Annotated in this window: 30 protein-coding genes and 1 pseudogene; 17 read left to right on the forward strand and 14 right to left on the reverse strand. The window is 58.0% G+C overall.

Translation table 11 applies throughout. From position 1 onward, the window contains the following. Positions 1-26 precede the first annotated feature (26 nt). Positions 27-1406: a CoA transferase gene (locus J1C59_RS11275; protein WP_140917279.1), complete on the forward strand. Its 1380-nt coding sequence runs from the start codon at positions 27-29 to the stop codon at positions 1404-1406. Position 1407: 1 nt separating this feature from the next. Here the strand turns inward: J1C59_RS11275 and J1C59_RS11280 are convergent, their stop codons facing one another. Beyond that, positions 1408-1974, reverse strand: a complete 567-nt coding sequence (locus tag J1C59_RS11280; RefSeq protein WP_128085548.1) for a TorD/DmsD family molecular chaperone — start codon at positions 1972-1974, stop codon at positions 1408-1410. After that, positions 1967-2173: pseudogene (locus J1C59_RS11285) on the reverse strand (hypothetical protein); the annotation flags it as partial. The gene J1C59_RS11280 and the pseudogene J1C59_RS11285, both read right to left, overlap by 8 nt. Positions 2174-2382: 209 nt before the next feature. Between J1C59_RS11285 and J1C59_RS11290 the strand changes: the two are divergent. Next, positions 2383-2730 (forward strand): hypothetical protein, encoded by a 348-nt coding sequence (locus J1C59_RS11290; protein ID WP_162287376.1) that lies wholly within the window; start codon positions 2383-2385, stop codon positions 2728-2730. A gap of 273 nt (positions 2731-3003) precedes the next feature. On the opposite strand, the gene J1C59_RS11295 is transcribed toward J1C59_RS11290, so the two are convergent. After that, the gene (locus J1C59_RS11295; protein WP_242281326.1) at positions 3004-3348 is read right to left on the reverse strand and encodes a hypothetical protein; all 345 of its coding nucleotides are present in this window, start codon (positions 3346-3348) and stop codon (positions 3004-3006) included. Positions 3349-3410: 62 nt separating this feature from the next. Here J1C59_RS11295 and J1C59_RS11300 point away from each other — a divergent pair, with 62 nt between their 5' ends. Continuing rightward, the gene (locus J1C59_RS11300; RefSeq protein ID WP_128085546.1) at positions 3411-3683 is read left to right on the forward strand and encodes a hypothetical protein; all 273 of its coding nucleotides are present in this window, start codon (positions 3411-3413) and stop codon (positions 3681-3683) included. A gap of 274 nt (positions 3684-3957) precedes the next feature. Here J1C59_RS11300 and J1C59_RS11305 read toward each other — a convergent pair whose 3' ends face one another. Both J1C59_RS11305 and ghrA read right to left on the reverse strand, forming a co-directional pair. Further along, positions 3958-4695, reverse strand: coding sequence for a phosphatase (locus tag J1C59_RS11305; protein WP_128085545.1), 738 nt, complete (start codon positions 4693-4695; stop codon positions 3958-3960). 39 nt (positions 4696-4734) lie between these two features. Then, positions 4735-5676: a glyoxylate/hydroxypyruvate reductase GhrA gene (ghrA, locus tag J1C59_RS11310; RefSeq protein WP_140916876.1), complete on the reverse strand. Its 942-nt coding sequence runs from the start codon at positions 5674-5676 to the stop codon at positions 4735-4737. Positions 5677-5885: 209 nt separating this feature from the next. Between ghrA and treA the strand changes: the two genes are divergently transcribed. Beyond that, on the forward strand, positions 5886-7571 hold the full coding sequence (gene treA, locus J1C59_RS11315) for an alpha,alpha-trehalase TreA (RefSeq protein ID WP_128085544.1): 1686 nt from the start codon (positions 5886-5888) through the stop codon (positions 7569-7571). A gap of 191 nt (positions 7572-7762) precedes the next feature. Next, positions 7763-9862, forward strand: a complete 2100-nt coding sequence (locus tag J1C59_RS11320; RefSeq protein WP_128085543.1) for a TonB-dependent siderophore receptor — start codon at positions 7763-7765, stop codon at positions 9860-9862. Between the two features lie 67 nt (positions 9863-9929). Here J1C59_RS11320 and J1C59_RS11325 read toward each other — a convergent pair whose 3' ends face one another. Continuing rightward, complete coding sequence (locus tag J1C59_RS11325; protein ID WP_009090782.1) at positions 9930-10178, reverse strand: GlsB/YeaQ/YmgE family stress response membrane protein; 249 nt, start codon at positions 10176-10178, stop codon at positions 9930-9932. A gap of 208 nt (positions 10179-10386) precedes the next feature. Here J1C59_RS11325 and J1C59_RS11330 point away from each other — a divergent pair, with 208 nt between their 5' ends. Beyond that, entirely contained in the window at positions 10387-11121 is a 735-nt protein-coding gene (locus J1C59_RS11330) for a flagellar brake protein (protein ID WP_128085542.1), read from the forward strand. 95 nt (positions 11122-11216) lie between these two features. Next, positions 11217-12347, forward strand: coding sequence for a mechanosensitive ion channel family protein (locus J1C59_RS11335; protein WP_128085541.1), 1131 nt, complete (start codon positions 11217-11219; stop codon positions 12345-12347). A 159-nt stretch (positions 12348-12506) separates the two neighbouring features. Here the strand turns inward: J1C59_RS11335 and J1C59_RS11340 are convergent, their stop codons facing one another. The 3 genes from J1C59_RS11340 to J1C59_RS11350 are packed head-to-tail and all read right to left on the reverse strand — an operon-like array spanning position 12507 to position 15764. After that, complete coding sequence (locus J1C59_RS11340; RefSeq protein ID WP_140916877.1) at positions 12507-13994, reverse strand: FGGY family carbohydrate kinase; 1488 nt, start codon at positions 13992-13994, stop codon at positions 12507-12509. Between the two features lie 2 nt (positions 13995-13996). Beyond that, complete coding sequence (locus J1C59_RS11345) at positions 13997-14941, reverse strand: transketolase family protein (RefSeq protein WP_128085130.1); 945 nt, start codon at positions 14939-14941, stop codon at positions 13997-13999. Beyond that, on the reverse strand, positions 14934-15764 hold the full coding sequence (locus J1C59_RS11350; RefSeq protein ID WP_128085129.1) for a transketolase: 831 nt from the start codon (positions 15762-15764) through the stop codon (positions 14934-14936). The genes J1C59_RS11345 and J1C59_RS11350 overlap by 8 nt, the downstream gene beginning before the upstream one ends. A gap of 525 nt (positions 15765-16289) precedes the next feature. Between J1C59_RS11350 and J1C59_RS11355 the strand changes: the two genes are divergently transcribed. Next, the gene (locus J1C59_RS11355) at positions 16290-17246 is read left to right on the forward strand and encodes a sugar-binding transcriptional regulator (protein WP_128085128.1); all 957 of its coding nucleotides are present in this window, start codon (positions 16290-16292) and stop codon (positions 17244-17246) included. Between the two features lie 6 nt (positions 17247-17252). Here the strand turns inward: J1C59_RS11355 and emtA are convergent, their stop codons facing one another. Further along, positions 17253-17882, reverse strand: a complete 630-nt coding sequence (emtA, locus tag J1C59_RS11360; protein WP_111138705.1) for a membrane-bound lytic murein transglycosylase EmtA — start codon at positions 17880-17882, stop codon at positions 17253-17255. 164 nt (positions 17883-18046) lie between these two features. Here emtA and ldcA point away from each other — a divergent pair, with 164 nt between their 5' ends. Continuing rightward, entirely contained in the window at positions 18047-18970 is a 924-nt protein-coding gene (ldcA, locus tag J1C59_RS11365) for a muramoyltetrapeptide carboxypeptidase (protein ID WP_208721841.1), read from the forward strand. Between the two features lie 22 nt (positions 18971-18992). Next, the gene (locus J1C59_RS11370; protein ID WP_128085126.1) at positions 18993-19655 is read left to right on the forward strand and encodes an MBL fold metallo-hydrolase; all 663 of its coding nucleotides are present in this window, start codon (positions 18993-18995) and stop codon (positions 19653-19655) included. Here J1C59_RS11370 and J1C59_RS11375 read toward each other — a convergent pair whose 3' ends face one another. The 3 genes from J1C59_RS11375 to J1C59_RS11385 form a co-directional block, all read right to left on the reverse strand. Next, positions 19656-20069, reverse strand: a complete 414-nt coding sequence (locus tag J1C59_RS11375; protein ID WP_128085125.1) for a GNAT family N-acetyltransferase — start codon at positions 20067-20069, stop codon at positions 19656-19658. A 13-nt stretch (positions 20070-20082) separates the two neighbouring features. Further along, positions 20083-20466: a hypothetical protein gene (locus J1C59_RS11380; RefSeq protein WP_128085124.1), complete on the reverse strand. Its 384-nt coding sequence runs from the start codon at positions 20464-20466 to the stop codon at positions 20083-20085. Positions 20467-20652: 186 nt separating this feature from the next. Next, positions 20653-20832, reverse strand: coding sequence for a hypothetical protein (locus J1C59_RS11385; protein WP_128085133.1), 180 nt, complete (start codon positions 20830-20832; stop codon positions 20653-20655). A 213-nt stretch (positions 20833-21045) separates the two neighbouring features. Between J1C59_RS11385 and J1C59_RS11390 the strand changes: the two genes are divergently transcribed. The 7 genes from J1C59_RS11390 to J1C59_RS11420 all read left to right on the forward strand — a co-directional run bounded on the left by J1C59_RS11390 (position 21046) and on the right by J1C59_RS11420 (position 25711). Then, positions 21046-21375: a hypothetical protein gene (locus tag J1C59_RS11390; protein WP_140916878.1), complete on the forward strand. Its 330-nt coding sequence runs from the start codon at positions 21046-21048 to the stop codon at positions 21373-21375. 61 nt (positions 21376-21436) lie between these two features. Then, positions 21437-21994 carry a hypothetical protein gene (locus J1C59_RS11395; RefSeq protein ID WP_128085123.1) on the forward strand — a complete coding sequence of 186 codons (558 nt, stop codon included), beginning with the start codon at positions 21437-21439 and terminating at the stop codon, positions 21992-21994. A 23-nt stretch (positions 21995-22017) separates the two neighbouring features. Beyond that, positions 22018-23028 carry a Ppx/GppA phosphatase family protein gene (locus J1C59_RS11400; RefSeq protein ID WP_140916879.1) on the forward strand — a complete coding sequence of 337 codons (1011 nt, stop codon included), beginning with the start codon at positions 22018-22020 and terminating at the stop codon, positions 23026-23028. 345 nt (positions 23029-23373) lie between these two features. Continuing rightward, entirely contained in the window at positions 23374-23622 is a 249-nt protein-coding gene (locus J1C59_RS11405) for an ElaB/YgaM/YqjD family protein (protein WP_111138696.1), read from the forward strand. 157 nt (positions 23623-23779) lie between these two features. Further along, on the forward strand, positions 23780-23950 hold the full coding sequence (locus J1C59_RS11410) for a hypothetical protein (RefSeq protein ID WP_167498249.1): 171 nt from the start codon (positions 23780-23782) through the stop codon (positions 23948-23950). A 361-nt stretch (positions 23951-24311) separates the two neighbouring features. After that, positions 24312-25373: a glycosyltransferase family 9 protein gene (locus J1C59_RS11415; protein ID WP_128085122.1), complete on the forward strand. Its 1062-nt coding sequence runs from the start codon at positions 24312-24314 to the stop codon at positions 25371-25373. Beyond that, positions 25373-25711 carry a DUF1493 family protein gene (locus J1C59_RS11420; protein ID WP_128085121.1) on the forward strand — a complete coding sequence of 113 codons (339 nt, stop codon included), beginning with the start codon at positions 25373-25375 and terminating at the stop codon, positions 25709-25711. Before J1C59_RS11415 ends, J1C59_RS11420 begins: the two co-directional genes overlap by 1 nt. Here the strand turns inward: J1C59_RS11420 and J1C59_RS11425 are convergent. Then, the gene (locus J1C59_RS11425; RefSeq protein ID WP_140916880.1) at positions 25642-26712 is read right to left on the reverse strand and encodes a glycosyltransferase family 9 protein; all 1071 of its coding nucleotides are present in this window, start codon (positions 26710-26712) and stop codon (positions 25642-25644) included. The two genes, J1C59_RS11420 and J1C59_RS11425, sit on opposite strands and share 70 nt — an antisense overlap. Positions 26713-26809 lie beyond the last annotated feature (97 nt).

Consider the following 26809-nt stretch of genomic DNA (forward strand, 5'->3'; position numbering starts at 1 on the left):
AACAAATCGCCTGTAAGGAAATCAGCATGGACTTATCGCTCGCTGGTGCGCTGTGGCAGCAGATGCAGCAGGGATTGCGGGGCCACAGCACCCCCGGGCCGCTTCCCGCCTTTACCGATCGCGCCACCTTCTCATCAGCCTTTGCCGTCAGTGAGCTGGCGGCCACCAGCACCGGACTCGCGACGCAGGCTGTCGCCGACCTGCTGGCTGCCTCCGGCCCTGAGGTGTTCTCACCGCCCGTTAGCGTTAACGTCCGGCTCGCGTCACGCTGGTTTCAGCAGAGCTTCTGTCCCCTGAACCGTGCAGCCCCCGCCCTGTGGGATGCCCTGGCGGGCGACTATCAGAGCCGGGATGGCTGGATCCGTCTGCACACGAACGCGGCGCATCATCGCCAGGCGATGGAGCGGGTGCTGGGCCGTCATGCCGATCGCCCGGCACTGGCGCGTCAGGTCCGGCAGTGGCAGGCCAGCGAACTGGAGCAGGCGATTATCGACGCAGGCGGCTGCGCCGCAGAGATGCGCAGCGCCGCCGCCTGGCAGCAACATCCGCAGGGCCTGGCGGTGCAGCGTGAACCGCTGTTCAGCTGGCAGAGCACGCTTCCGGCTCCGGCACCTGCGTGGCTGCTGCCCCGCGCCCGACCACTGCTGGGCATCAGAGTTCTGGATCTGACGCGGATAATAGCCGGGCCGGTTGCGACCCGCTTTCTTGCCAGTCTGGGCGCCCGCGTGCTGCGCATCGATCCGCCGGGCTGGCAGGAGCCGACGCTGGATGAGGAGATGAGCGGTGGCAAACGCCGCGCGGTGCTCGACCTGACCCAGCCTGCCGATCGTGCGCAGTTTGTTCGCCTGCTGCGCGAAGCCGACGTGCTGGTTCATGGCTATCGGGCCGATGCACTGGAGCGGCTCGGGTTTGATGCAGAAACGCTGCACTCCCTCTCACCGGGTCTGGTCGATGCGGGTCTCAATGCCTGGGGCTGGCAGGGGCCGTGGCGCAATCGTCGCGGCTTTGACAGTCTGGTCCAGATGGGCTGCGGGATTGCCGAACGGGGAATGCAGTGGCAGCAGAGCGATAAGCCGGTCCCGCTGCCGGTTCAGGCACTGGATCATGCCACCGGCTATCTGCTGGCGGCGGCGGTGCTGGAGGGATTACGGCGACGTCTGACAGGCGGACACGGCAGCCAGGTGCGGCTGTCGCTGGCGCGCACCGCCTGGCTGTTACAGCAGTATCCCACGGATCATCTCACGGGCACCGGCATTGCGCCGCAGGTAGAAGATAACCTGCCCTGTTATGAATTAACACCGTGGGGATTCGGGGTGAGGCTTAAAGCCGCCGCCCGACTACCCGGTACCCCACAGCTCTGCGCTACCGCCGGATCGCCGCCGGGCACGCACCCGGCAGAATGGTGAATCAGGCGTCGTCACCCGATTCGCGGCTTTCCAGCAGTTCATTGTACATCACCTGAATTGCTTCGCGGCTCAGCATCGCCAGCGTGCGGTAAAAGGCGGTACTGGCGTGGGCCTCGACTTTGCCCAGGAACGCGCCGCACCACGGCAGCAGATACTCTTCGAACAGCGCCAGTTGCGCGGCACTTTCATCATCTGCGGACTGGTCTTCCAGCCAGGAAGCCGCCAGCATCAGCACACCAAAATGGTCTGCAGGCGCATCGCTCAGTGGCATACCGCGGGAGGTTAAGAAGGCACGCACTTCCGGCTCGGTTTTCCCTTCCGGCCACTGTGAGGCGTAAGGCGGCACGTTGCAGTCGCTGCCAATAAACAGTGCATTGTAATCGGCGGCGAGGGCCTGAGGATCGCTGTTCTGCTGCAGACGCGTCAGCAGCTCATCCTGCTCCAGCGGCCACTGCGACTGCAGTTTGCCTTCACGCAGCAGTGTGAACAGCGGCACCAGCAGCGGATCCTGCGGCTGACGATTAAACAGTGAGCCGATCACGCGGCAGAGAACGGAAAACTCATTCATGAGTCAGATTTCCTTGAGGCAAAGTAAATGAAAAGTCAGCCAGTTCAGCAATACGTCTGCCGCTACGCATTTCCAGAAAATCGAGCAGGCGACGAGGCGTGACATTTAACACCCGATCCTCCGGAAAATCCACCTCGCGGGCGATACGCAGGCAGTGGTCGAAATGGCCGGGCGTAAAGGCAGTGTGAGAATCAGAGCCAAAAACCGCCCTCTGCCTGCATCGGCGCCCTTAACAACGGCGAAGGCCGGGAGTCAGAGCACGCGTTCCTGTTTCGGGCTATCTCTGTCAGAAAATGAGCTGAGCGTCTGAAAAGGCCTCAACGCAAGCCGACAGTTTTGCATGAGAAAATTCAGAACAGAGACTTCAGCAGCGACTGATTCTGAGGAGTGACTGGCCAGAGTGGAGGTATGGAACCACCGACCCGTCAGCCCCGTAGATTTATCGGCACCATCAAACAGAAAAGCAGACACCACTTTTTATACTGTCGCTTACCTGAACTAGTAAAACCGAAAATACTTTGCAGACAAATAAATGATGAAAATGATCCATATAAAAGCGAACAGCAGACCATAAGCAGGAAAGAAATTTATAAAGATGATGGCCCCGACCAGGCCGACAGCGGGTGGTATAAGTCCAAAAAAGGATTGGCTCAGCCAGGCATAGAGCCAGCGAAAGATCGTCTTCATTTAACTAATAGCTTATTCAGCAGATTCAGGATCGGCTCGTCATTGGTGGAGCCGGAATTTTTTAAATAGATTATTTCAGACATTTCCGGCTCAATCAGATAATAGAACATTTCTAAATTAGCATTGTAGAGGTCAAAATAATACTCGGCATCATCGAACCGTAGTTTTCTTGCTGCTTTTGTAGCAATGTCAAACTTACCATAAAATTTGAAAGCGGTTACGGCATACGAACTTGCAGCATTAATTATATTAATGCCTGACGCTTTAAAATCCCGGGATTGAGTAATAACGAGAGCAATTAATTGTGCTATTGCAAGTTTAGAGAATTTACCAGAAGCATAGTCAGACGCTTTTTTCAGTTAACAGCCTCTGTATGTTTTGAAGGCCTGTATTACTAATCCGGCTCAGTTTTTTTCTGAAGTATATTTCTATCATCTCTAAAATTACATCCTGCCGGGTAAATAGTATTCTGAGTTGCTTCAGGTACCGCAAATCTTCCTGTTTAAGTTGATTACAGACATCCTTGTAGTCATCAAAAAAGCATGAGCCATAGCCACTTGCACGCTGAGCGCCAGACACAACACTCCTGGATGTATCAAGCATTGTTTGATGTAACTCAGCAAGCGTCTTCTCAAATTTAATCGCGATGGTTCGTTCAGCCTGAAGTTTCAGCTTCAGATAAGACATACTCATCATCATCCCTTTGTGTAGAATTCCTTATACAACGATTGTATACTGATGAGAAAGGTATGCAAGGAAAGTGGTTTATGGAAAGGATCAAGTGGCTGTTTTTATACGCCATGTTCACCCTGTTTTATCTTGTAGTGATTCCGGAAATCATCTTCCGGACCCTCTCGGAGTATGCCTACATGAAGCTCGGTGAAATCGTTAATCCATTCCAGATTTTCCCTTCAACGGTGAATGCGTTATTCATAGCGATAGTAGTTTCTTCTTTGCTATTAGCATGGTTGACCTTTAAATTGATAAAGCGCGTAACTAAACGCGGTAATGCTACGCATTAATCCATCGCATTCAATAAAGAGCAAGGTAGGACTTAAATTTTCTGCTATTAGCAGCCCAAACGAACCGCCTCGTCGATATTAATAATCTGACAGAAAAAGACCATTTTTCGGTTGTCGAGTATCCTGCAGCTTTAATCCTAAACTTATGCCATAGCCTCTTTTCAGTATCCTAAGAAAATAGGTTAGCTTAAAACAGTAGCCCTAACCCTTTTCTCCCCGCAGATTAAAGCGGGGATTTTCATCATGACGAGCGTATTGATGACGTAACCTGGCGCTAAAAGTCAGCCAGTTCAGCAATCCGTCTGCCGCTACGCATTTCCAGAAAATCGAGCAGCCGACGAGGCGTGACATTCAGCACCCGATCCTCCGGAAAATCCACCTCACGGGCGATACGCAGGCAGTGGTCGAAATGGCCGAGCGTAAAGGCGGTGTGAGAATCGGAGCCAAACGCCAGCCGTCCACCGGCATCGCGTACTGCGGCGGCGATAGCCCGGCAGTTGGGTTCGCTGCCCGGCCGCGAATGGGTAAAGGAGGAGTTATTCAGCTCCAGCGCCACATCGTAATAGGCGGCGGCTTCGGCGATGGCCGGAATATCGACCGGGAACTTCGGGTTGCCCGGATGGCTGATGATATGAACCAGCCCGCCCGCCATCGCCGCGATCATGGCGTCAGTGTGATGCTTTCTGTCGCGCGGTGCATAGACCGGCTCGTGAAAACCGGCGACGATCAAATCCAGCGCATCGAGCATCGGGCCGGAACAGTCGATCTCGCCCTGCTGATTTTTAATATTGGCCTCAATACCCCGCAGGATTGCCACGCCGTCAATCACCCGCGGCCAGATGCGCATATTAATAAAGTGCCAGTAGTGCGGTGCGTCGGCCATGTCCGGACCGTGATCGGTAATGGCAAACAGTTTCAGGCCGGTTTGCTTCGCCTGAGCCACATAGTCATGCAGCGTGCTGTAAGCATGCGTACTCGCGATGGTGTGCATATGCAGATCTACCGGATACATCCTCTTCTCCTGCTGATTGCCCCTGACAGGGCCGATTGATTAATAGCCACGCTGACGGTCCACTCTGCCTTTTGGCTGCTCACCTGCCTGATCCTGCAGAATTGCGCGGGCGATAAAGTCGTTAGCTTCGTCGATCAAGGTTACCGCCGCATTATGGGGCGTGATCGTGACGCGCGGATGGGACCAGAGCGGATGCGCCTCGGGCAGAGGTTCAACCTGAAAGACATCCAGCGCCGCCGCTTTCAGCTGTCCGCTATCGAGCGCGGCCAGCAGGTCGGCTTCCACCACCTGCGCACCACGCGCGATATTGAGGAAGAAGGCGCCATGCGGGAGCTGCTGCAAAAAGGCGTGATCGACCAGGTTCACGGTTTCCGGCGTGCTCGGCAGCAGGTTGATGAGCACCCGCGTCTCGCGCAGGAACGCGGGCAGCGCCTCGCGGCCGGCAAAGCTGGTCACTCCGTCGATCGTTTTAGGTGATCGACTCCAGACGCGCAGCGGGAATCCCCAGGGTTTCAGGCTCTCTGCCACGCTCTGCCCCAGCACGCCCGCACCGAGGATGCCGACGGTGAACGTTTCGCGCGTGTAAGGCGGCAGCGGCTGCCAGCACGCCTGCTGCTGCTGGAGGCGGTAGTCATCAAACCGGCGGAACCAGTTCAGCACGCTATGAACCGCGTACTCCTGCATCTGTCGCGCCATCCCGGTATCCTCCAGCCGGTAAAGCGGTACGCTGTCGGGCAGCATGTCCGGATGCTGCTGCAGCTGTTTCAGGATCTCGTCCACGCCCGCGCCCAGCGCAAAGACCCCGCGCAGCGTGGCGCGGCCCTGCAGCATCTCAGCGGGCGGGGAACGGACCAGCGCGTAATCGGCTGGCCGATTGTCGCCGGGCTGCCAGGCACGAACCGTTGCCTGAGGCAGGCGCTGTTGTAAACCGTTAATCCAGGCCGCGGCAGACTGCGACGGGTGATACCAGATGATCTCCATCCTGCTCTCCTTTTTTCTTTCAGCGTCCAGGAAAAGCAGCATGAGAGCAAGAAAAAACCGGTGGGGAAAAGCGCTTTTTTGCCGGTCAATAATTCCTGTGGCTTCACATTTCCGGCTCGCTTCAGGGTGAAGTGGTCAGATAAGGTCTAAAGTTGGTCCTGTGGTCAATGCGTTACGCGCGGCCGCATTTCGGACAAGGAGAAAAACCGATGATAAAAATTGAGGTAAACGCCGCCGAACGGCGTCAGCGTTATGCACCTTATCTGCTCACGTTGCTGCTGAGCGTACCCGCCTTCGCGGCTCAGGCCGATGACAGCAGCCGCATGCTGAACAATCAGCCGCAGCCGCCGGATGTCCGCTTAGGCCCGCTGTTCAATGCCGTGCAGCAGGCGAAATTCTATCCGGATCAAAAAACCTTTGCTGATGCGGTGCCGAAGTTCGACCCCTCGTCGATTCTGGCCGACTGGCAGATGCAGAAAAAACAGCGCAATTTCGACCTCAAACGCTTCGTCGATGCCAACTTTACCCTGCCCGCCGCGGGCGACAAGTATGTGCCGCCCGCCGGACAGAATCTGCGTGAGCACATCGATGGTCTGTGGCCGGTGCTGACGCGCACGGCCAGCAGTGCCGGTCAGTATGACTCGCTGCTGCCGCTGCCCAAACCCTATGTGGTGCCGGGCGGACGCTTCCGCGAAATTTATTACTGGGACAGCTACTTCACCATGCTGGGCCTCGCCGAAAGCGGCCACTGGGATAAAGTGCAGGATATGACGGATAACTTCGCCTCCCTGCTCGACCGCTATGGCCACATCCCCAACGGCAACCGCAGCTATTACCTGAGCCGCTCACAGCCGCCGTTCTTCAGCCTGATGGTCGATCTGCTGGCGACGCACGATAACGGCCAGGCCTACACCCGCTACCTGCCGCAGCTGCAGAAAGAGTATGACTACTGGATGGCGGACAGCGACAACGTCGCGGCGGGTGCAGCCAGCAAACGGGTGATTAAGCTGGCAGACGGCACGCTGCTCAACCGCTACTGGGATGCGCGTGACGTGCCGCGCACCGAGTCCTGGATGGATGACATCGCCACCGCGCAGAAAGCGCCTCAGCGCAATAAGGCGGAACTCTACCGCGAGCTGCGTTCCGGTGCCGCCTCGGGCTGGGATTTCAGTTCGCGCTGGTTTACCGACGCGCATAATCTCTCGACCATCCGGACCACGCAGCTGGCGCCGGTCGATCTCAACAGCCTGCTGTTCCATCTGGAGCAGACGCTGTCGAAAGCCTATCAGATGAACAAGCAGACCGATCGCGCGAAGCAGTTTGCCGACCGGGCAGAGAAGCGCCAGGCGGCCATCAACCGCTATCTCTGGGACAGCAAACAGAACTGGTATGCCGATTATGACTGGCAGAAAAAGCAGGTCCATCCGCAGCTGACCGCCGCGACGCTCTTTCCGCTCTATCTGCAGGTCGCCAGCGATAAGCAGGCTGAAAGCACCGCCCGTGCGGTGGAGAAACAGCTGCTGAAGCCGGGCGGTCTGGTGACCACGACCGTCAACAACGGCCAGCAATGGGATGCCCCGAACGGCTGGGCACCGCTGCAGTGGGTCGCCGTCGAGGGTCTGGAACACTACAACCAGCCGAAACTGGCAAAAGAGGTGGGCATCCGCTTCCTGCAGAACGTCCAGAACACCTATGACCGGGAGCATAAGCTGGTCGAAAAATATGTCGTCGAAGGCAAAAACCTTGGTGGTGGCGGTGGCGGCGAATACCCGCTGCAGGATGGTTTTGGCTGGACCAACGGCGTCACGCTGAAACTGCTTGATAAATACTGTCCGAAAGAGAAAACCTGCAACAGCGCCCACGATATTCCTCAGGCGTCGGCCTCACAGCCTTAGTGCTCTCCGGATACCTCTGGCCCTGCCGGAGGTATCCTCTCCCCCTTTCAGCGAATTTTACTTGAACTTTTTTCAGTCGCAGGCAAAATTGCAGCGAATTTTAAAAGGTAATAATTCTCATTATGATAATGAGATTAACTATCAAGACTATTGTCCACCTGCCTGATCGCTTTGCTAAGAAAGGAATTTCGATGAAACTGTCATTGCCGCTGAAAGGTTATGTTCCCCTCTGCACTCTGGCGCTGACCACGCCTGCTCTGAGTTTCGCTGCCGATATGGTAGTGACGGCTCAGCCGCTGGAAGATTCCGCCTCCCCTACCCAGGGATATCTGGCGACCACCAGCGAGGGCGCGACCAAAAACGACCGTTCGCTGATCACTACGCCGCAGTCCATCTCCGTAGTGACCCGCCAGCAGATACAGGATCAGGGGGCGCTGACCCTGAATCAGGCGCTGGGTTACAGCTCAGGCGTCTTTACCAATTTCGGCGGTGCCGCCACCCGGTATGACACCATTGCACTGCGCGGTTTCCACGGCGGTGATGTCGATAACACCTTCCTCGACGGTATGCGGCTGATGAGCGACGGCGGCAGTTTCAACGTTCTGCAGGTTGATAACGCCTTCCTGGAGCGTGTCGACGTGATCAAAGGTCCCTCTTCTGCACTCTATGGGCAGACCGTGCCGGGCGGGCTGGTCAATATGGTGACCAAACGTCCTCAGTTCAGCGAAGAAGGTCACATCCAGCTGCAGGCCGGCAGCAATGCCACCACCGGCACGATGTTTGACTACACCAACGCCATTAACGATCAGTGGGCCTTCCGCCTGACCGGCATCACGCGCAATGGCGATACCCAGTATGCGCACACCCGCGAAGAGAAATATGCGCTGATGCCGCAACTGATGTGGCAGCCGGATGAGGATACCCATCTGATCCTGAAAGCCTACCTGCAGAAGGATCCCTCAGGTGGCTATCACGGTTCCGTTCCCGGCGACGGCAGCCTCAACGAACACAACGGCTACAAGCTGAACAACGACTTCTATGAAGGCAACAGCGACCTCGACCAGTTCAAACGACGCGAACAGATTTACAGCTTCGATTTTGGTCACCGCTTCAACGACGTCTGGTCATTCGCCTCTACCGGCAGCTACAGCCACTCGAATGTCGATCTCGATCAGGTCTATCAGATTGGCTGGGATCGCACTAATCCCGACCTGCTGAACCGCTACTACTCCGGCGAACGATCCTCGCTGGCTGCCTGGTCTACCGATAACCGCCTGACGGCAGAGTTCAGCACCGGTGAGCTGGAGCATCGCGTCTCCCTCGGTGGCGAGTACCACCGTTATAAGAATGATATTATGGCCGCCAGCGGCTCAGCCTCGCAGCTGAATGCCCTGACCGGCGAGCAGGTGGGCGAGATGCCTGACTACCTCTGGACCAGTAAAACCCGTCGCTACTATCAGACCGGGCTCTACCTGCAGGATGAGATGAAGCTGGATCGCTGGCATCTGGATCTCTCCGGCCGCTATGACCGTATCGTGGCGAACAACAGCGGCAGCGCCCGTCGTCAGGATGATCACGTCAGCGGTCGCGCCGCACTGCTCTACGCCTTCGACAACGGCATTTCGCCTTATGTCAGCTGGAGCCAGTCGATCACGCCGACCGCCCTCACCGATCCCAACAATAACCTGCTGAAGCCGACCACCGCTGAGCAGTATGAAGCCGGGGTGAAATATCAGCCGGTGGGCAGCCGCGATCTCTACAGCGTGGCGGTTTATGATCTGACGCAGAAAGATGTGGCAAACCGTAATGTGCAGACGGCGACCTATTCGCCATCGGGCAAAGTGCATTCACAGGGGATTGAACTGGAAGCGCACAATCAGCTGACGCCGCGCCTCAGCACCGTAGCGAGCTACACGCTGAATCATCTGCGCTACAAAGATTCGGTGGATGGCAACGACGGTCACACGCCTTACGTAACACCCAACAGCATGGCGGCCCTCTGGGGTCACTATCAGTTTGATTACGGCCTGAGTGCGGGCGCGGGCGTGCGCTACATCGGCAAACAGTGGGCGGACAACGAAAATACCACCCGTGTTCCTTCTGTCACGCTGTTCGATGCCTCCGTGAAGGCCGATCTGGGCGTCTGGAACAGCAGCCTGAAAGGTGCCTGGCTGCAGGTTAACGCTAATAACCTGACCGACCGCAACTACGTGGCGGGCTGCTACGGCACGGGCTACTGCTACCGGGGTGCGGAACGCAGCGTGATGGCGACCGTGGGTTACGACTTCTGATGAGCATGTAACAGATAAAAAAAGGGGACGAATCGCTTCGTCCCCTTTTTTATTGAAACCGTACCGGTTAACTGCGTACTTTGCGGTAGATAAACAGCACCACGATGGCACCGATTACAGCCACGACAAAGCTGCCGAAGTTAAACCCGTCAACGCGGCCGAAGCCAAACAGTGTACTGATCCAGCCACCCACTACGGCACCAATGATACCCAGTACGACCGTCAGAATGAAACCGCCACCGTCTTTACCCGGCATAATCCACTTCGCCAGAATACCCGCGATTAAGCCAAAGACGATCCAGGAAATAATACCCATCTGTTGCTCCTTCCTTTTTATGATTAAATCGTGAACGCCTGATTAATCAAGCGGTTTACTGCGATAAGTATAGACAGCTTTTCAGGATATGCCTGTCTCTGCACACCTTTTTTCGGGCTGGCCTGGCTAAAGCTTTTTTTACCTGCGCCGATAACCGTGACGAGGCAGAAAAACAGCGCAGAATAATGACCCTCTTGTGGAGCAGGATGTGAAAGAAACCGACCAGGAACAATATCTCAAACGTGGCACGCTGGCGGTTCTGGGCGTGATGAAAGATCTGCTTCGGGCGCAGACGCCACTTCTGGTCAGTTTTCCGCGCGGACAGTTCATCAGCCGGATGCTGGCGGCCGATGAAACGCGCCTGGTATTTGATCTCGGCAGTAACAATCTGGATAACGATTACGCTCTTCACAGCGAAGATCTCAGCATCGTCGCCGAAACCTGTGGTGCGAAGGTGGAGTTCAGCCTTGCCGCGCTGCAAAAGGTGGAGTTCGAGGGCCTGCCCGCTTTCAGCGCGCCGCTGCCTGAGCTGCTCTGGCAGATTCAGCGCCGGGAATTTTTCCGCGTGACCGCCCCGCTTGAACCGCAGTTCTGGTGCCATACCGTCTGGCCGGATGGCACAAAAACGCGGCTGCGATTGCAGGATCTGTCGCTGGGCGGCATCGGCGTGCTGGTGGATGAGGCGCTGCCGGAAACGTTGCAGAACGGCGACAGCTTCAGCCAGTTCCGGGTTGAACTGGGCGAGTATGGCTATTTTGAGGTGCCGGTCAGGCTGCTGCACATTGGCGAACGCAGCGTTGTGACCCGCAAAAATGAAACCCGCACCACGCCCCGGCTGAGCTTCCGCTTTGACACGCTGAATCCCGCGCAGGAGCGGCAGCTACAGCAGATTATCTTTGCGCTTGAGCGACTGGCTCGCGATAAATCGACCCGTTTTCAGTAACCGTTTCAGGGATGCGCCCCGCGAACGGCGCGCATCCAGGCTATGCTTCTTGCTCGTTTCTTTTAAACCGGAACCCAGCAAGGAGATTCTCCCCAATGGAAAACTGGCTCGCATCACGTCGTTTTCACTCCCTCTTTTTCAATCAGGACCTCTGGATTAACAGCGCCATTGTGGTGGTGTCGACCCTGGTGATCTACTGGGTACTGCGTACCCTGATTCGCTTTATCTCCAACCGGATTGCTCTCTACAGCGAACATCGTCACGTTCGCGCCACTGCGATTCTGGTGGAGATACTGCGCAGCACCAGCCAGACCCTGCTGCTGATTTTTTCACTGCTCATCGCCCTGAAGTTCGTCGATCTGCCCGCCTCCTGGAGCGTAACCATCTCGCATGGCTGGTTCCTGGCGCTGATCGTGCAGCTTGCGTTATGGATTGACGGCGGCATCCGGCTCTGGCTGAAGAGCCTGCTGCGCGATCCGCTGCATGTGCGTAACCCGGTCACTACGGTGATCCTGGGGATCCTGCTGCGGGTGGTGGTCTGGGTCATGATGCTGCTCGCCATTCTGTCGAATATGGGTATCGACATTACCGCGCTGGTCGCCAGTCTGGGCGTGGGCGGTATCGCGATTGCGCTGGCGATTCAGACCGTGCTGAGCGATGTCTTTGCCTCACTGGCGATAGGCTTTGATAAGCCGTTTGAGCATGGCGACTTTATTGTATTCGGTGATATTGCCGGGTCGATTGAGCATATCGGGCTGAAAACCACCCGGCTGCGCAGCCTGAGTGGTGAGCAGATCGTCTGTTCAAATACCATCCTGCTGCAGCAGACGATCCATAACTACAAGCGTATGCAGCAGCGCCGCATCGTCTTTAAGTTTGGCATCAGCTACGCGACGCCGTCAGAGCGGGTGCGTGAGATCAGCCCGCTGGTGAAATCGATTATCCAGGGCGTGGAAACCACCCGCTTTGACCGCGCCCACTTCCTGGCTTTCGAAGACTCGAAGCTGACCTTTGAAGTGGTCTATTACGTGCTGGATGCGGATTACAACAAATATATGGATATTCAGCAGGAGATTAACCTGCAGCTGATGGCGGCCCTGGAAGAACGTGATATTCGCTTCGCCTTCCCGATTCGCCAGGTGGAGTTCAGCGGCGGTAATCTGCCGCCGGTGGATCTGGTGGCGGTGGAGAATGATGAGGGCGACGCGCGCAGAATGGCGCGCTGAGCCCCCTCTGCGGCAACGCAGGCCATGAAGCCGGTGCGGCACCCCGCGTGCCCGCACCGGCGGAACCTCTGCCGTCTCGCTGGCCCCCGTTAAGCGTCACGGTTGCCCGTACTGCTGCCGGGGCTGAGGGCATGTTGCCACCGCCCGGCGGGATGGAGATCAATGCGGCTGATAACGGCAACGCGCAACGGCGTCGATCCAGCCCTTATAGGCCTCCTGCATCGGCTGCGCATACGCCTCACGCGGCATAATCACATTGCCGCCCTGCAGCGCCTGCATATCACTGCCCTGCTGCCACCACCCCAGCACTTTACCGGCCAGCAGCGCCGCCCCCAGCGCAGAAACCTCGGCGGTCGGCACCCGCTGCAGCGGCCGCTGCAACACGTCGGCCTGCAGCTGCATCAGCCACTGATTTTCGGTGGCGCTGCCATCCACGCAGAGCGCCGGCAGATGCTGGCCGCTGGCCTGCTCCATAGCGAAAAAGACGTCGGCGATCTGCCAGACGATAGACTCCAGCGCCACCCGCGCCAGTACCGCCGGTGTGGCGGCATCCGTCAGACCGCACACCATGCCGCGCGCCTGTAAATCCCACCAGGGAGCGCCCAGCCCCGACAGCGCCGGAACAAAATAGATGCCCTGGTTCTCCTCGCAGCGCTGCGCCATCGCGGTGAGTTCGCGCGGGTCCTGCACGCCCAGCATTCTCCCCAGCCAGGCCGCGCCGGACCCGGTATGGGTGATATTACCTTCGAAGGCGTAGCGCAGCGTGCCGTCGTGCCAGGCGACGGTGGTGCTGAGGCCGTTTTCCGTCAGCAACGGCGTCGCCATTGACATCATCAGTGACGAACCGGTGCCGTAGGTGGCCTTGACCACTTCAGCCTCGCCCCGTCGCTGCGCCTGGAGTGCGGCATGGGAGTCGCCGATGCGTGCCAGTATCGGCGTTCCCGGCGCCAGGCCCGGAATATCGTTCACCGCCACTACGCCCTGCTGGCTGGCGGACGCGACAATACGTGGCAGCGCGGCGCGCGGCAGATGAAACAGCGCCAGCAGTTCGTCATCCCAGTCATTCAGATGCAGGCTGTAAAGCTGGGTGCGCGAAGCATTGGCGTGATCGGTCACAAAAACTTCACCGGCACTGAGCTGCCAGCTCAGCCAGCAATCCACCGTGCCGATGCAGAGTTCACCGGCCGCCGCCCGCGCCGGGCCATCGGGGATACCAGCCAGCATGTCGCCCAGCTTGGCGGCCGGAAACATCGGATCCACCGCCAGCCCGGTCAGACCGGTGATACGCGGCGCTTTGCCTGCCTGGCGCAGCTCACGGCAGCGTGCCTCAGAACGCCGATCCTGCCAGCTCACCAGCGGCGTCAGCGGCTGACCGTCGCGTCGCTGCCAGATCAGCACCGATTCGCGCTGATTGCTGATCGCCACCGCCGCCACCGGCGCGCCGTCACAGGCTGCCAGGCAGTGGGCGATCGCCGCTCTGACCGCCTGCCAGATCGCCAGCGGGTCCTGCTCAGCCAGCCCCGGCTGCGGATGTTGCAGGGTTAAACTCTGGCTGCCCCGCGCCACCACACGCCCCTCGCGATCAACCGCAATCGCCTTGGCGTTGGTGGTGCCTTCGTCTATCGCCAGAATCAGAGGTCCCGCCATAATTATTCTCCTGCGCAGAGGCGCACTGCGTGATTCACCACGCTGCTGGCATCAATGCCATGACGGGCGCGGGTAGCGGCGCGATCGCCTGCAATCGCGTATTCACCATCCGCGATGCCCAGCCGTAACAGCCGGATGCCGCAGCCGCCCTCAGCCAGCACTTCGGCCACCAGGCTGCCGACACCGCCATTGACGTTATGCTCTTCCACGGTGATCACCGCTGGATAGTGGTTTAGCAGGTTGCGTAACTGTTGGGTATCGCAGGGTCGGATTGATGGAACCGCGATCACACCGGCTGAAATTCCCTGTTCAGCCAGTTGCTCTGCGGCGTGAACCACCTCGTGAACCGTGGAGCCCATCGCCACCAGCGCGATGTCACGGCCTTCGCGCAGTTCGTCGATAGCACCCGGCCTGAAGCGGTAGTGTTCATCATGCAGCTGCGGCAGCTCTTTGCCATCCAGACGGATGTAGACCGGGCCGACATGATCCAGGGCGTAATCGATAATCTGACGACACTCCAGCGGGCAGGACGGCGCATAGATCTCGATGTTGCCAAAGCCGCGCATCACAGCAATGTCATCAAGGCTGTGGTGGGTGCTGGCCAGCGGGCCATAGCTGGCACCGGCGTTGAGACCGAACAGTTTGACGTTGGTGTTGTTGTAGCAGACGTCCACTTTTACCTGCTCATTGGCGCGGGAAACCAGAAAAGGCGCGGCGTTACAGGTCACCGCGACCTTACCGCCCAGCGCCAGGCCTGCTGCCGTGCCGACCAGCGTCTGCTCGGCGATGCCGACGTTAATCAGCCGATCGGGAAAGGCCTTGATAAAGGGCGCGATTTTAGCGGTTGAGGTGGAGTCCGCGACCACCGGCACCAGATCCACCCCGCGATTCACGGCATCGATAAATGCCGTGACCATGACGCTGGCTAAATGTTGTGCATTACTCATCTTTCAGTTCCTCCAGTGCCAGTGCAATCTCTTCGCCTTTCGGCACCCGGTGATGCCATTCGGCTTTACTCTGGATAAAGGAGACGCCAAAGCCTTTTTCGGTATGGGCGACGATCACCTGGGGTTTGCCGTTCTGCGGCAGGTTTTCCAGGGTGCTGACCACAGCGGCCATGTCGTTGCCGTTGCACTCCGTCACCTCCAGACCGAAGGCGCGCCATTTTTCCGGCAAAGGATCGGTATTCATGATGTCGCGGGTCGGCCCGGCCAGCTGCAGCTTGTTTTTGTCGTTGATGATAATCAGGTTGTCGAGGCCGTAATGGGCAGCCACCAGCGCCGCTTCCCAGTTGCTGCCCTCAGCCAGCTCGCCGTCGCCGGTGACAACAAAGATGCGACGCGAACTGTTATCTTTTTTCGCCGCGATAGCGAGGCCCACCGCCACCGGCAGGCCGTGTCCCAGCGCACCGGTGTTCAGCTCAACGCCTGGCGTTTTCTGTCGCACCGGATGCCCCGGCAGAGATGAGTCGGCGTGCTGATAGGTTGCCAGCCAGTCGGTGGGAAAGTAACCCGCTTCGGCCAGTACGCAGTAGTAGCCACCGACCGCGTGCCCTTTTGACTGGATGTAGATGTCGCGCCGGGCGTCATCGCTACGATCCGCTGCACAGTTCAGAATACGGAAATAGAGTGCGGTGAGGATCTCAACCTGCGAGAGATCGGCGCCGGTGTGGCCGCCCGCCGGGCTGCCCGCATTAAGCTGGATAATACGGCGGCGGATGGCGCGTGCCCGGCGCTCCAGGTCCGCGACCGGGAGATTGAAAGGATTCATACACTACCTCTGAATTTTAAGTCGGTTGTGAATATATATTCAACGTGGGTAAAAAAAATCCGTCGCGAAAACAGGCCTGGTGACCTTACTCCTTCTCTTCATGTTGAGGCGGCGCTGCTGCTGAGCCTTCTGCCGTCTGCCTGACTCAGCATCTTGACGCTGCTTCTTCCCCGGTTAACGCCTTTCTGTTTACCGCCTTCATTGCCGCGGATCCGATCGGCGTAACGATCCTATGCCCATTGTGGCAACCACCCGCGGCGAAAACGGGGGTGCCAATAAGCGATTCCTGCCTGACGGTTAAGTGCCCGGGGCAATCTGCCGGTACTGTTCTGTCAGCGCAATTCACTTTCTCTGCCTGAATATATATTCAAGTACGATTTTATATGCATAATGACTATGCGCCTGCGCAGCGGCGGCGTCCAATGGACGATCGTCAAAAAGCGAAAACGATCACAAATTAGCCTGCATTGTGATTTTGATCATCCTGGTTAACAATACCGGGCAGAGTCAGAGAGGGAAAAACCGATGGCAAAACAGGACGAACAGCGACTGATGGTAAAGATTGCCACCCTTTACTATGTCGAAGGGCTGAAGCAGTCGGAGATTGCGCAGTCGCTCACCCTATCGCAGTCGTTTGTCTCACGCATACTTAACCGCAGCGTGAAAGAGGGGGTGGTCAAAATCAGCGTGGTGCCACCGGCGAATGTCTATCCGGAGCTGGAAAAAGCGATCGAGCAGACCTACACCCTGCCGCAGGCAATTGTGGTGGAGGTGCCGGATCAGGCCTCGCCGCTGCAGATCAAGCAGGCGATTGGGTCAGCCGCCGCCCACTATCTGGAAACCCGGCTGCGCAACGATGAGCTGATTGGCATCTCCTCCTGGAGCGGCACGATCCGGGCGATGGTGGATGCGCTGCATCCGCTGAACAGCGCCTGTAAAGGGGTGATTCAGCTGCTGGGCGGCGTGGGCGCGAACGGCAACGTCCAGGCGACGATCCTGACGCAGAATCTGGCGGCACTGCTCAACTGCCCCGCCTGGCTGCTGCCCTCGCAGTCGATCGAGCATTCCGTCAGCGATCGCCAGCGGCTCTCGGCCAACGCCGAGGTGGCCGAGGTGCTGAGCAAGTTTGATCAGGTCGATCTGGCGATTGTTGGCATTGGCGATCTTGAACCGTCGGCCCTGCTGCGGAATTCAGGCAACTACTACGACGGCGGGATGTTACAGACGCTGGCGGCGCGCGGCGCGGTGGGCGATATCTGCCTGCACTATTTCGACGCCTGCGGTCAGCCGGTGCTGAAAGATGAAGAAGATCCGGTGATCGGGATGGAGCTGGCGCAGGTGAAACGCTGTCCGCAGGTGGTCGGGCTGGCGGGCGGACGGGAAAAAGCCCAGGCCATCCGCGGGGCGCTGCTGGGCGGTTACATCAACGTGCTGATCGTCGATTATCCTACGGCGCGGCTGCTGCTCACGCCGCAGGCATAATGGCGATCAGATGGTGCGGTAGGCGGTCGTGACTTTCCACAGATAGCGCGGGGCCTGCGCCGCCGGATGCTTGTTCTGCACATGCTGATAGAACTCATCGGGGGACATCGCATTGATCATCGCAATCGCCCGATCGCGGTCGCGGGAAAAGGTCCGCAGCAGCGCACCGGCGCCATTCGCATAGGAGACGATGGTGGCGTAGCGCAGCGTCAGGGGATCGCGGATGCCCGAGAGCGCAGAGTCCTGCAGGATGCGGATATAGGCGGTGCCGATATCGATATTTTTAGCGGGATCGCGCAGCTCGGCATTGGAGGGCTGTCCGCGACGGCCCAGGGTGCGATAGACCTCGCGCCCGGCGGTTGAGGCTTTAATCTGCATCAGCCCTACCGCGTTGGAGCGGCTGACGACGCCCGGATTTCCACCTGATTCGACACTGATAATGGCGCTGATTAACTTCTCATCAACGCCATAATGACTGGCGGCATCTTCGGTAAACATGGCCCATGTGCCATTGACGCTGGACGGCGGTGCCTGAGTTAACGGCGTGTTGCGCTGCTTAACGATCTGATGCGGTGGCTCGCTGGAACAGCCGGTCAGGAGTAACGCTGAGAGTATAAGGTGTCGGATTTTCAGCAATTTTTCGTCTCTTCGCTGTGGTGGCGAATGCTATCATACCCAGACAGCCCGGGAGCAAAATTACCGTTTATCCTAAATGCACTAAAATCTGGCGCGTACCGTGACATCAGCGGCGCTTTTCGCCATCATCGCGGTAAATCAGGTGCTAACAGCAGGAAAGTATGATGATTTCACGTTCAGTCCGTCTTATCTCCCCCTCCGGTTACTGCCACAATCAGCCTGCGGCGCTGCAGGGCATCGCGCGGCTGCGCGCGGCAGGCCATCAGGTTGAAAACGAGCAGGTGATCACCCGCCGCTTTCAGCGCTTTGCCGGAACGGATGCGGAGAGACTGGCGGATATTAACCAGCTTGCCAGCCTCGCGACGCTGCCCGACGTGGTGCTGGCCGTGCGCGGCGGCTATGGCGCCAGCCGGCTGCTGGCCTCGATTGACTACACGGGCCTGCAACGCCGTCTGCTGAATCAGCCGCTGGCGCTGTGCGGTCACAGCGACTTCACCGCGGTTCAACTGGCGCTGCTGGCGCAGGTGGGCCTGATCACCTTCAGCGCCCCGATGCTGGCCGGTAATTTCGGTGCCGCGACCTTATCCGAATTTACCCTTCACCACTTCTGGCAGGCATTGACATCCCCGACATTTGAGGTGAAATGGCAAAGCGAAACGCCGGATGAAGGTGAATGGCAGGGCACGTTGTGGGGCGGCAATCTGGCGATGATCTGCTCTCTGATCGGCACCCCCTGGATGCCACAGTTCGATAATGGCATTCTGGTGATCGAAGATGTGAATGAGCATCCGTTCCGCATTGAACGTATGCTGATTCAGCTGGAGCAGAGCGGCATTCTGGCGCGTCAGCGGGCGATCGTCACCGGCAGTTTTACCAGCACGGCGCTGTCAGACTATGACAATGGCTTTGACTTCAGCACCGTCTGGCAGCGGCTGCGCGACACCACCGGTCTGCCGGTCATCTCCGATCTGGCTTTCGGTCATGACACGGATACCGTAACGCTGCCGCTGGGCGCACGCGCAGAGTTAGCCGTCCGTCACGGGCAGGCGCAGATTCAGGTAACCGGGCACCCCGTCCTGCGGGAATAGCGCACGTTTCAGGAGATCGACATTGAAGCCGTTGTATGACGATTTGTGGATCTCAACCCCGGAGTTTCCGGTGGAAGATGCCGTTAACGACCTGATGATGCATGGATTTATGCTGCGTCATCCACGCGGCAACCTGCTGATTGGCCGGGTTGAAAACCTGCTCGATCACGAGGTGCTGGCCGACAGCGGCGGCGTAATCCGTCACTATCTGACCCACTGGCACGAGTCGGCGCCGGGAACAGCGGTGATCCAGCAGCGCTTCAGCAGCGCGCTTTACTGCCACAGCCGGTCGCTGGGCCCGATCAGCCGTTTTGCTGAGCCGGACGACACCTTCACCCTGCCGGAGACGCACTTCGGGGATTTTCATCTGTTGCCGACACCCGGCCACACGCCGGGCAGCGCCAGCTATCTCTATACGTCGCCGCTGGGCATGACCTATCTGTTTGTGGGCGATACGGTGACGTGCGCGCATGACCAGTGGATCACCGTACTGGTGCCGGACAGCAATCCGGCGGAACTGAGCCAGACGCTGGAATTCTACCGCTCGCTGCGGCCTGACGTCGTGCTGATGAGCACCACGCGCGGGCATCTCTCCTGGAAAACGGTCACGCTGCAGAGCTGGCTGGCGGCGATCGATGAAGCCGAGCAGCACCCGCTGGATCTGCGCCAGCAGCCGCTGTTCTGATCACAGCTCTTTGGTCAGATAGTGACGCTGATGATGCAGGATATAGTTTCCCAGCGTGAGCCGCAGGGTGTAGCCGAGCTTTTCATAAAAAGGGCGCGCCTGAAAACTGGCGGTATCCACCTGCGCATAGCGGCATCCCCGCCGCTGCGCCTCCTGCTCCGCCGCCTGCATCAGCTGACTGCCTACCCCCTGACCGCGTAACCTTTCACTGACCCAGAGCATATCAATCCGCAGCCAGCTACCGGTGGTGGAACCGGTCAGCCCGGCCAGCTTCCGGCCCTGCTCGTCCCGGATAAAGACGCCGATCGCGCGGATTTCATCGACGTCGAAGAAGTGGCTGTTATGCGCCTTGAGGCCCAGCCTGACCTCATCCAGATCCTGCGTGGTGACATTATCGGTAATCTCAGGTTGCATAACAGGCTCCCGGTTAAGAATCGGAACGCTGACGGTCGTCGTAACGCTCCAGGCTCAGCGCATCCACATCACGTTTTTCGCTGCGGTTGCAGGGCAGAAGTTTATCGCTGTCGCGATAGACGAAGAAGATCTCCTCGCTGCGCTGATTCACGATCAACTGGTCACCATTGCGAAAACGGGTAATCGCGACCGGGTCGCCCGCCTCCAGCTTTGTGCGCTGCTGACCGGCGGCAATCTGGAAATGGTTGTCCGGCCACATTACGGTGGTTAAGCCATATTCGGCGCGCGAAACGGTCATGGTCGCCCGGCCGGGACAGTGAAGCTGAAATTCGGTTTCGCTCCAGGCGGGGGCGCTGTGACAGGCCAGCAGGCCCAGGGCAATCAATGCTGCCTTCATACTGTGTCTCCGCTGATTTTACTGAGAATTTTTTAGCTTAACACATCAGGGGACAAGGGCGAGCGGCGGGATCGTCATCATTAAGACCACGGAAAGCTGGGTTCAGCCTGCGAAAAAGCTGAAAGTTGAGGAAATGTAAAGTATATCCGGCCAGCGCAACAGGCTGCCGCGCAGGCCGGATAGCGGTTATTCAGCTGCCACCTCTGCGGCCACTAACATCAGGGCCAGCCCGGCATTTTCGCCATCATAAGCCTGCATCGCGGCGCGGATATCGGCGGAACAAGCAATCACCTGTTGCTTCTTATCGGCTTCTAACTGATCAATCGCGTGACGAATAATCATTAGACTTGCTTCTTCTTCTTTCATCATTTATCCCTGGATTTGCCTAAGCGGTGCGCAAAGAAGCCAAGAATACCGTTTATTGCCAGGCAAAGTCACCCCTTTACATTCCTGTTGCTTAACGATTAAACAAATCACAAACAGGAAGCGTAACGGAAAATGCTATAATTGGGTAATAAGGGGCGCAGGCGCGTGATGGTGCACCAGCCGACGCCCAGGGATTGAAGCAGGTAGAAAATCATGATGCGACTCAGCATGTTAATCCTCATCGCGATGCTTACTGGATGTTCATCTGGCCCGAAAGGGGTGGAATGTCCGGGTGAGGTTTCCACAATTTATGGACAGCCGATGGGGCAGACCCGCGCGGTGATTTTCGACCTGGTTAACGCCTTTACCGTCACCCGCGACAACGTCAGCGTGGAGAGTGGCCCGCTGCAGTCGCTGGATCGGTTTAAATATGTTCCCTCCGCCGTGACGCGTGAAGGCTATTATGCTCAGCGCCTGTCCGACCATCAGTTCCGCCTGATCAACCCCTGGCAGGACACTCAGATCACCTGGACCTGCCCATAAGGGATGAATCCTGCTGCCAGATCGTTTATTGTCAGGAAACGTCAAGCAGCAGGTCTCCCCGATGGAAAAGCGTCTCGATAACAACGGTTATATCGACTTCCCCTTCCCCGCTACCCGCAACGCGGATGGCTCTGTGAATCCCTGTGGTTTCGATCTGACCCTGGAAACGGACCGTCTTGAGGAGATTCGGGTGCTGAACCGGTCGGTGAATCTCCGGCGACTGGTTGAGGAGATCAACCTGCAGGAGGGGCTGTTTATGACGCTGGCCTGCGACTGGCAGCAGCAGGCCGATGCGGTCTGTGGCTTTATCGATGTCGCTTTCCGGCCGGAATTGCCGCATCACGGTCACGAGGAGGCGTTACAGCTGGAAGCGCAGTTTAACCGCTATCTGGCCGGGCAGGAGAAACAGCATCAGATGCCCGCCGACGCCCTGGTGAACTATGCCCGTTCGGTTCTCGACTGGAGCTGGTCGCCGCTGCGCCAGCGTCAGCGCGACTATGAAAAGATCACCATCCAGTTCTACTGTCCACAGGCTGAGGATGCCGAATGGTGCTTCGACCATCTGCGTCACTTTCTGGTCAGCGTCTACCCGGCCTGCATTGCCGCCCGATCACTCTGAACCCTTTTATCCCTGGAGTCGCCATGCGATCTGCTGCGCTGTCTGCCGTCATACTCTTCTGCTCACTGCTGTTTGCCACGACGGCCGAAGCCGATCGCTGCCAGCAGGTCCGCGCCGGTCTGGATATCGGCTCCGGCACCACCAAAATTGCGGTTGCGCGCGTTAACGTCTGTCAGCTACGCATCGAGAAAATACTCTATCAGGATCAGCGAGCCGTGGCCTGGAACGAGGCCCTGGCCCATTCGCCCGATAACCAGCTCAGCCCGGCGATCGCGCAGGCAGGGGCGACGGCGCTCCGCCAGCTGCTGAGCGGCGCACAGCGTTTTCATCCTGAGCGGATCAGCGGCGTCGCCACCGCGGTCTTCCGGAACGCCAGCAACGGAGAGGCCGTGATCGCGCAGCTGCAGCAGCAGACAGGAGCGGCGATCAGCATCATTTCGCAGCAACAGGAAGCGAAGCTGGGTTTCCTCTCCGCGAAAGCGGCGCTGGGCGATCCCGGCATCCGCGATGAGCAGCTGCTGGTCTGGGATATCGGCGGCGGTTCGATGCAGATGACCGCCTGGCGGCAGGCGGCAGGCAAACCGGTGGCCGACATCTATCAGGGCAGACTGGCCTCCGTAACGCTGAAAAACTTTATTCTGACCGTGCTGAAGAATCAACCGGATGCCGCATCGCCGAACCCGATCGGCTCCTGGCGGCCCTCAGTGCTGCGCTTTGTGCAGTTTTATGCGGCGAATGATGTCAGCCCGCAGATCAGACAGGATGTGGCGGGCCGGCGGGTGATCGGCATCGGCGGCGTTCACGGTTTCTCCATCCGCAATCAGCTACCCGGAAAACCCGCTCGCTATACGCTGGCGGCCCTTCAGCAGGTCTCCAGGCAGCAGGTCTGGAAAGGCGACAGTGAACTTTCGGGCGACTACCGGGCCACTGACGTCAGTAATCTGCTGCTGGTCGAAGGTTATATGCAGGCGCTGAAGATTAACGAGGTCACCATTGTTGAGGCCAGTCTGATTCAGGGTGTCCTGCTGCAGTAACGCCCTGTCGCCCGCCAGGCGGCGGGGGCGGGCGACGTCTTCTTTTCGCCCTGCGCGCCGCTGGCGGTGCCGTTCAGGGATTGCTGCGTCGTCAGGGGGCCGCGTGCCCTCTTCCGCCCCGCCCGTTACCGGGCCGATCCCGCTCTCTTTACTGCCCTGCCATTCTTCCCGAACAGTGCCCCAGCCCCGCGAGAATCCCTGCCCGGACCGGAAATCTTTGGCCCGCAAACGAGGCGGGCTACACAGTCAGAAATGATTTTTCAGGCTCATCATCCCCTCAGCCAGAGCAGAATTCACTATCTTTGCTACGCTTTTAAGGTCTCACTCAAAACCAAGGAGCAATAAATGTCAGGAAAAATCGAAGATAAAGTAAAAGAAGCGGCTGGCGCAGTTCAGGAACAATGGGGTGCAGCAACCGGTTCATCCGAACATCAGGTAAAAGGCGCCGCTCGCCGTTACACCAACCAGGCAAGCTATGCAGCGCGCGATGCGGCTGAGTGCATCAAGGATCAGGTTCAGTCTAATCCTGCTGCCGGTCTGGCCATTGCGGCCGGCGTTGGCGTGTTCATCGGCTTCCTGCTGGGCCGCAAGTAATACGACCTGACGTTAACGGAACGGGAGCTGCGGCTTCCGTTTTTTTTGGCTTTCACGCCTGCCGGGAAGCGATCTCTGTAAGAGGTGCGTTCCGCGACGGGGGAAAGCGGTTGTGAAGTTCATTCTGTGCTCTTTCTGACAACATCAAGGTGACCTTATGAAAACGATTCCTGCCCTGCTGCTGGTTGCAGCGACCTTCGCCTCGCTTGCAGGCTGCTCGCAGCGAAGTGACGCGATTAAAGCCGACGGCCGTCCGCATGCGCCAAGTGGTCAGTCTTCGCCTGGCGGCACACTGGGTTCCGGCCCTGTCGGCCAGCCACAGTCGTAATTCCCCTGCCCCGGCAGACCTGCCGGGGTCTATCACCGCCATAATATTTCTGTCTGCTGATTAAAATATTCTCACTAATAATTAACCTGCTATTAGTTATGACGGGAATTAAAAAAAAGGGGGAATTCTCCCTGAAAAGTCAGAATTATCTAAGTTTCTTTCTAAAATGCCTTACTCCCTTTACACGATCCTGTATATATACCAGAAATAAACAACACAAAAATTATGGAAACAATTTAAACAACCCCTTTAAAAGCTAAAAAAATAGTCTTCCGCAATGAACTTAAATCGCCGTAATAATCTCTAATCACGCACAACCTCTTTTTGTTTACTGTTACGGCACCGCGAAGAGAATTCAGGCGTGAAGAAAAAAAAGATTTATCTGATCGATCGGCTGTTAACAGCCTATACCCGTTTGTCCGGCAGAAAGCCCTCACCGGGTCTGCAGGCCCTGACGCCGCAGACGGTGGTGGTCTACTCCACGACTGCACTGGGCGATTTCCTGATGAATACGCCGGCTATCTGGAGCCTGAAAAATCGTTTCCCCACCAGCAAATTTGTTCTGGTTTCCAGTGAGAAAAATAAGGATCTGGTCAGCCGCTATAACTGGTTCGATAAGATTTATATCTGGGATAATAAAATTGCCAACTACCTGCCGCTGTTTTTCAAATTGCGTCGTCATAAACCCGATCTGTCGGTGATATTACACGCCCATTTTCCTTACGATATTATGAGTTCGGTACTCAGCGGCAGTAAGGCGATCGTGCGCGACCATTACGGCAGCGAGTCGCCGCTGCTGAATAAATATCTCGATCACTATTCCGGCTATTTCGACGACCACACCATTAAACGTAAGCTGAAACTGATTGAAGCGCTGGGCGCAGAGAGCGGGCAGACCCGTATGCATCTGCCCGAGCTGGATCTTCCTGCCACCGCCGCGCCGGGTCATCGCCGCATCGGGTTCCAGCTTGGGGCCTCTAAAGATATTCGCCGCTGGCCGCTGGAATCTTTCTGCCAGCTCGCGACCGCACTGCTTGCACGCTGGCCCGATGCAGAGATTGTCGTGACCGGAACCGCCGCTGAGCAGCCTCTTGAGCGGGCATTTATCGAAGGCCTGCCTCCCCACTGCCGCAGCAACATCACGCCGATGGCGGGAAAAACCAACCTGAGCGGGCTGATTGGCCTGATTCGCACGCTGGATCTGCTGGTCACCGGCGACACCGGGCCGCTGCACATCGCCGTGGCAGCACAGACGCCGACCGTCAGCCTCTTCGCCACCGCCAATCCACGCTACACCGGCCCCTGCCAGGACAGCGATCGTCACATCATTATTCATCGTCCGGATAACACCGCATCGCAGCATCCGATGGCGGCAATCAAACCCGAAGAGGTCGGGCAGGCCGTGGCGAAACTGGTGGGATAATGAGCGAACTCTCTCAGGCCATCATCACGCTGATCGAATATCACAATCGGCCCACCGCCCTGGGGCACTTCCGCAGAGCTGACCGGGCCGGATTCTATCTGCAGCAACTTCCGCTGAACGAGGTGGAGTTTGCGATTCTGATGAGTGACTTCTTTGTCACCTTTGGCGTCAGTTCAGAACACTACGATGAAGCGCGTTATTTTCCGGCGCATAAAGCGCGGCGTTTCGCACCGGCTCGCGGGTTCAGAGCCGGTGCCGCAAAAGCCGGCTATCCGCTGACCGTCGCCCTGCTGTGTGAAGCAGCCCGCTCGGGCGTCTGGCCCGCCGCGGACGCCTGAATAATGGTGTGGATGAATGCGTCATAGACCTCACAACTGGTCAGCGCATTAACCTCTCGCGAAACGGGTTGCAGCACCTGATACGCCACCTGCCACGGATGCCAGCAGGCCGGGTCGCTGTCACCAAACAGCGCAACGACCGGTAATCCCAGCGCGGCGCCCACATGCATTGCCCCGCCATCACTGCTGACCAGCCCCTGACACAACGACATTGCCGCAATCAGCTCCGACAGACTGCTGGTCGGCACCGCTTTGACCGGAAGATGGGGACAGAGCGCCATGATGTCGCGCGCCTTCTCATCATCGCCGGGATGACGCGGATTATCGCGGCTGCCGGGTGACCAGAGCAGCATAATCTGGCAGCGATGACGTGCGGCGATTTTCTCCGCCAGCCCGGCAAAGCGGGTGACTTCCCACTGCTGACTCGGCTTACGGGCGCTGATCTGCAAGGCATAAACCGGGATGGCGGGATCGATAGCGTATTTCTCCCGCAGGCGGGCCGCCAGGGTCGCATCCGGCCGCAGCGTCAGTCGGCCAGGCGTGGCAGCGTCGGGCTGCAATGGCCGTCCCAGGCGGAACAGAATTTCACTGATGTGAGCGGGTGACGGATCGGACGGTAACAGATCGGTAATCAGCGGGTGCGGCTGCTGACCCAGCGCGATCACCCGACCGGGCCGCACCGTTTTCACCCATTTCAGGCCATGCCGATCCCAGCGGCTTTTTGCCAGAATAACCACATCGTAGCGCTGCTTTTTCAGGCTCCGCATCAGCGTCAGCCGCTGGAGCAGGCAGGCGAGCCGCCCCTGCCCGGCCTCCCGGTGATGCAGTTTGGTGTAACGGAAGAGCTGCCGGATGTCGGGGTTATGCTCTAACACAGGTGCGGCGTAGTGGTTGGTCAGCACATCCACCTGATGCTGACCCGACTGCGCGAGCGCACTGATTAACGGTGTGGTCAGTAAGGTGTCGCCAATGTTATCCCGACAAATAATTAAAACCCGCATATCTGACATCCTCTGCGCACAGGCTAAGCCATTCCGGCTGAATAAGGTGAGACTCGCCCGGTTAACGCTCTGGAAACGATAACGTAACGGTAATAGT

It is taken from the genome of Pantoea deleyi, assembly GCF_022647325.1.
Taxonomy (GTDB): Bacteria; Pseudomonadota; Gammaproteobacteria; order Enterobacterales; family Enterobacteriaceae; genus Pantoea; species Pantoea deleyi.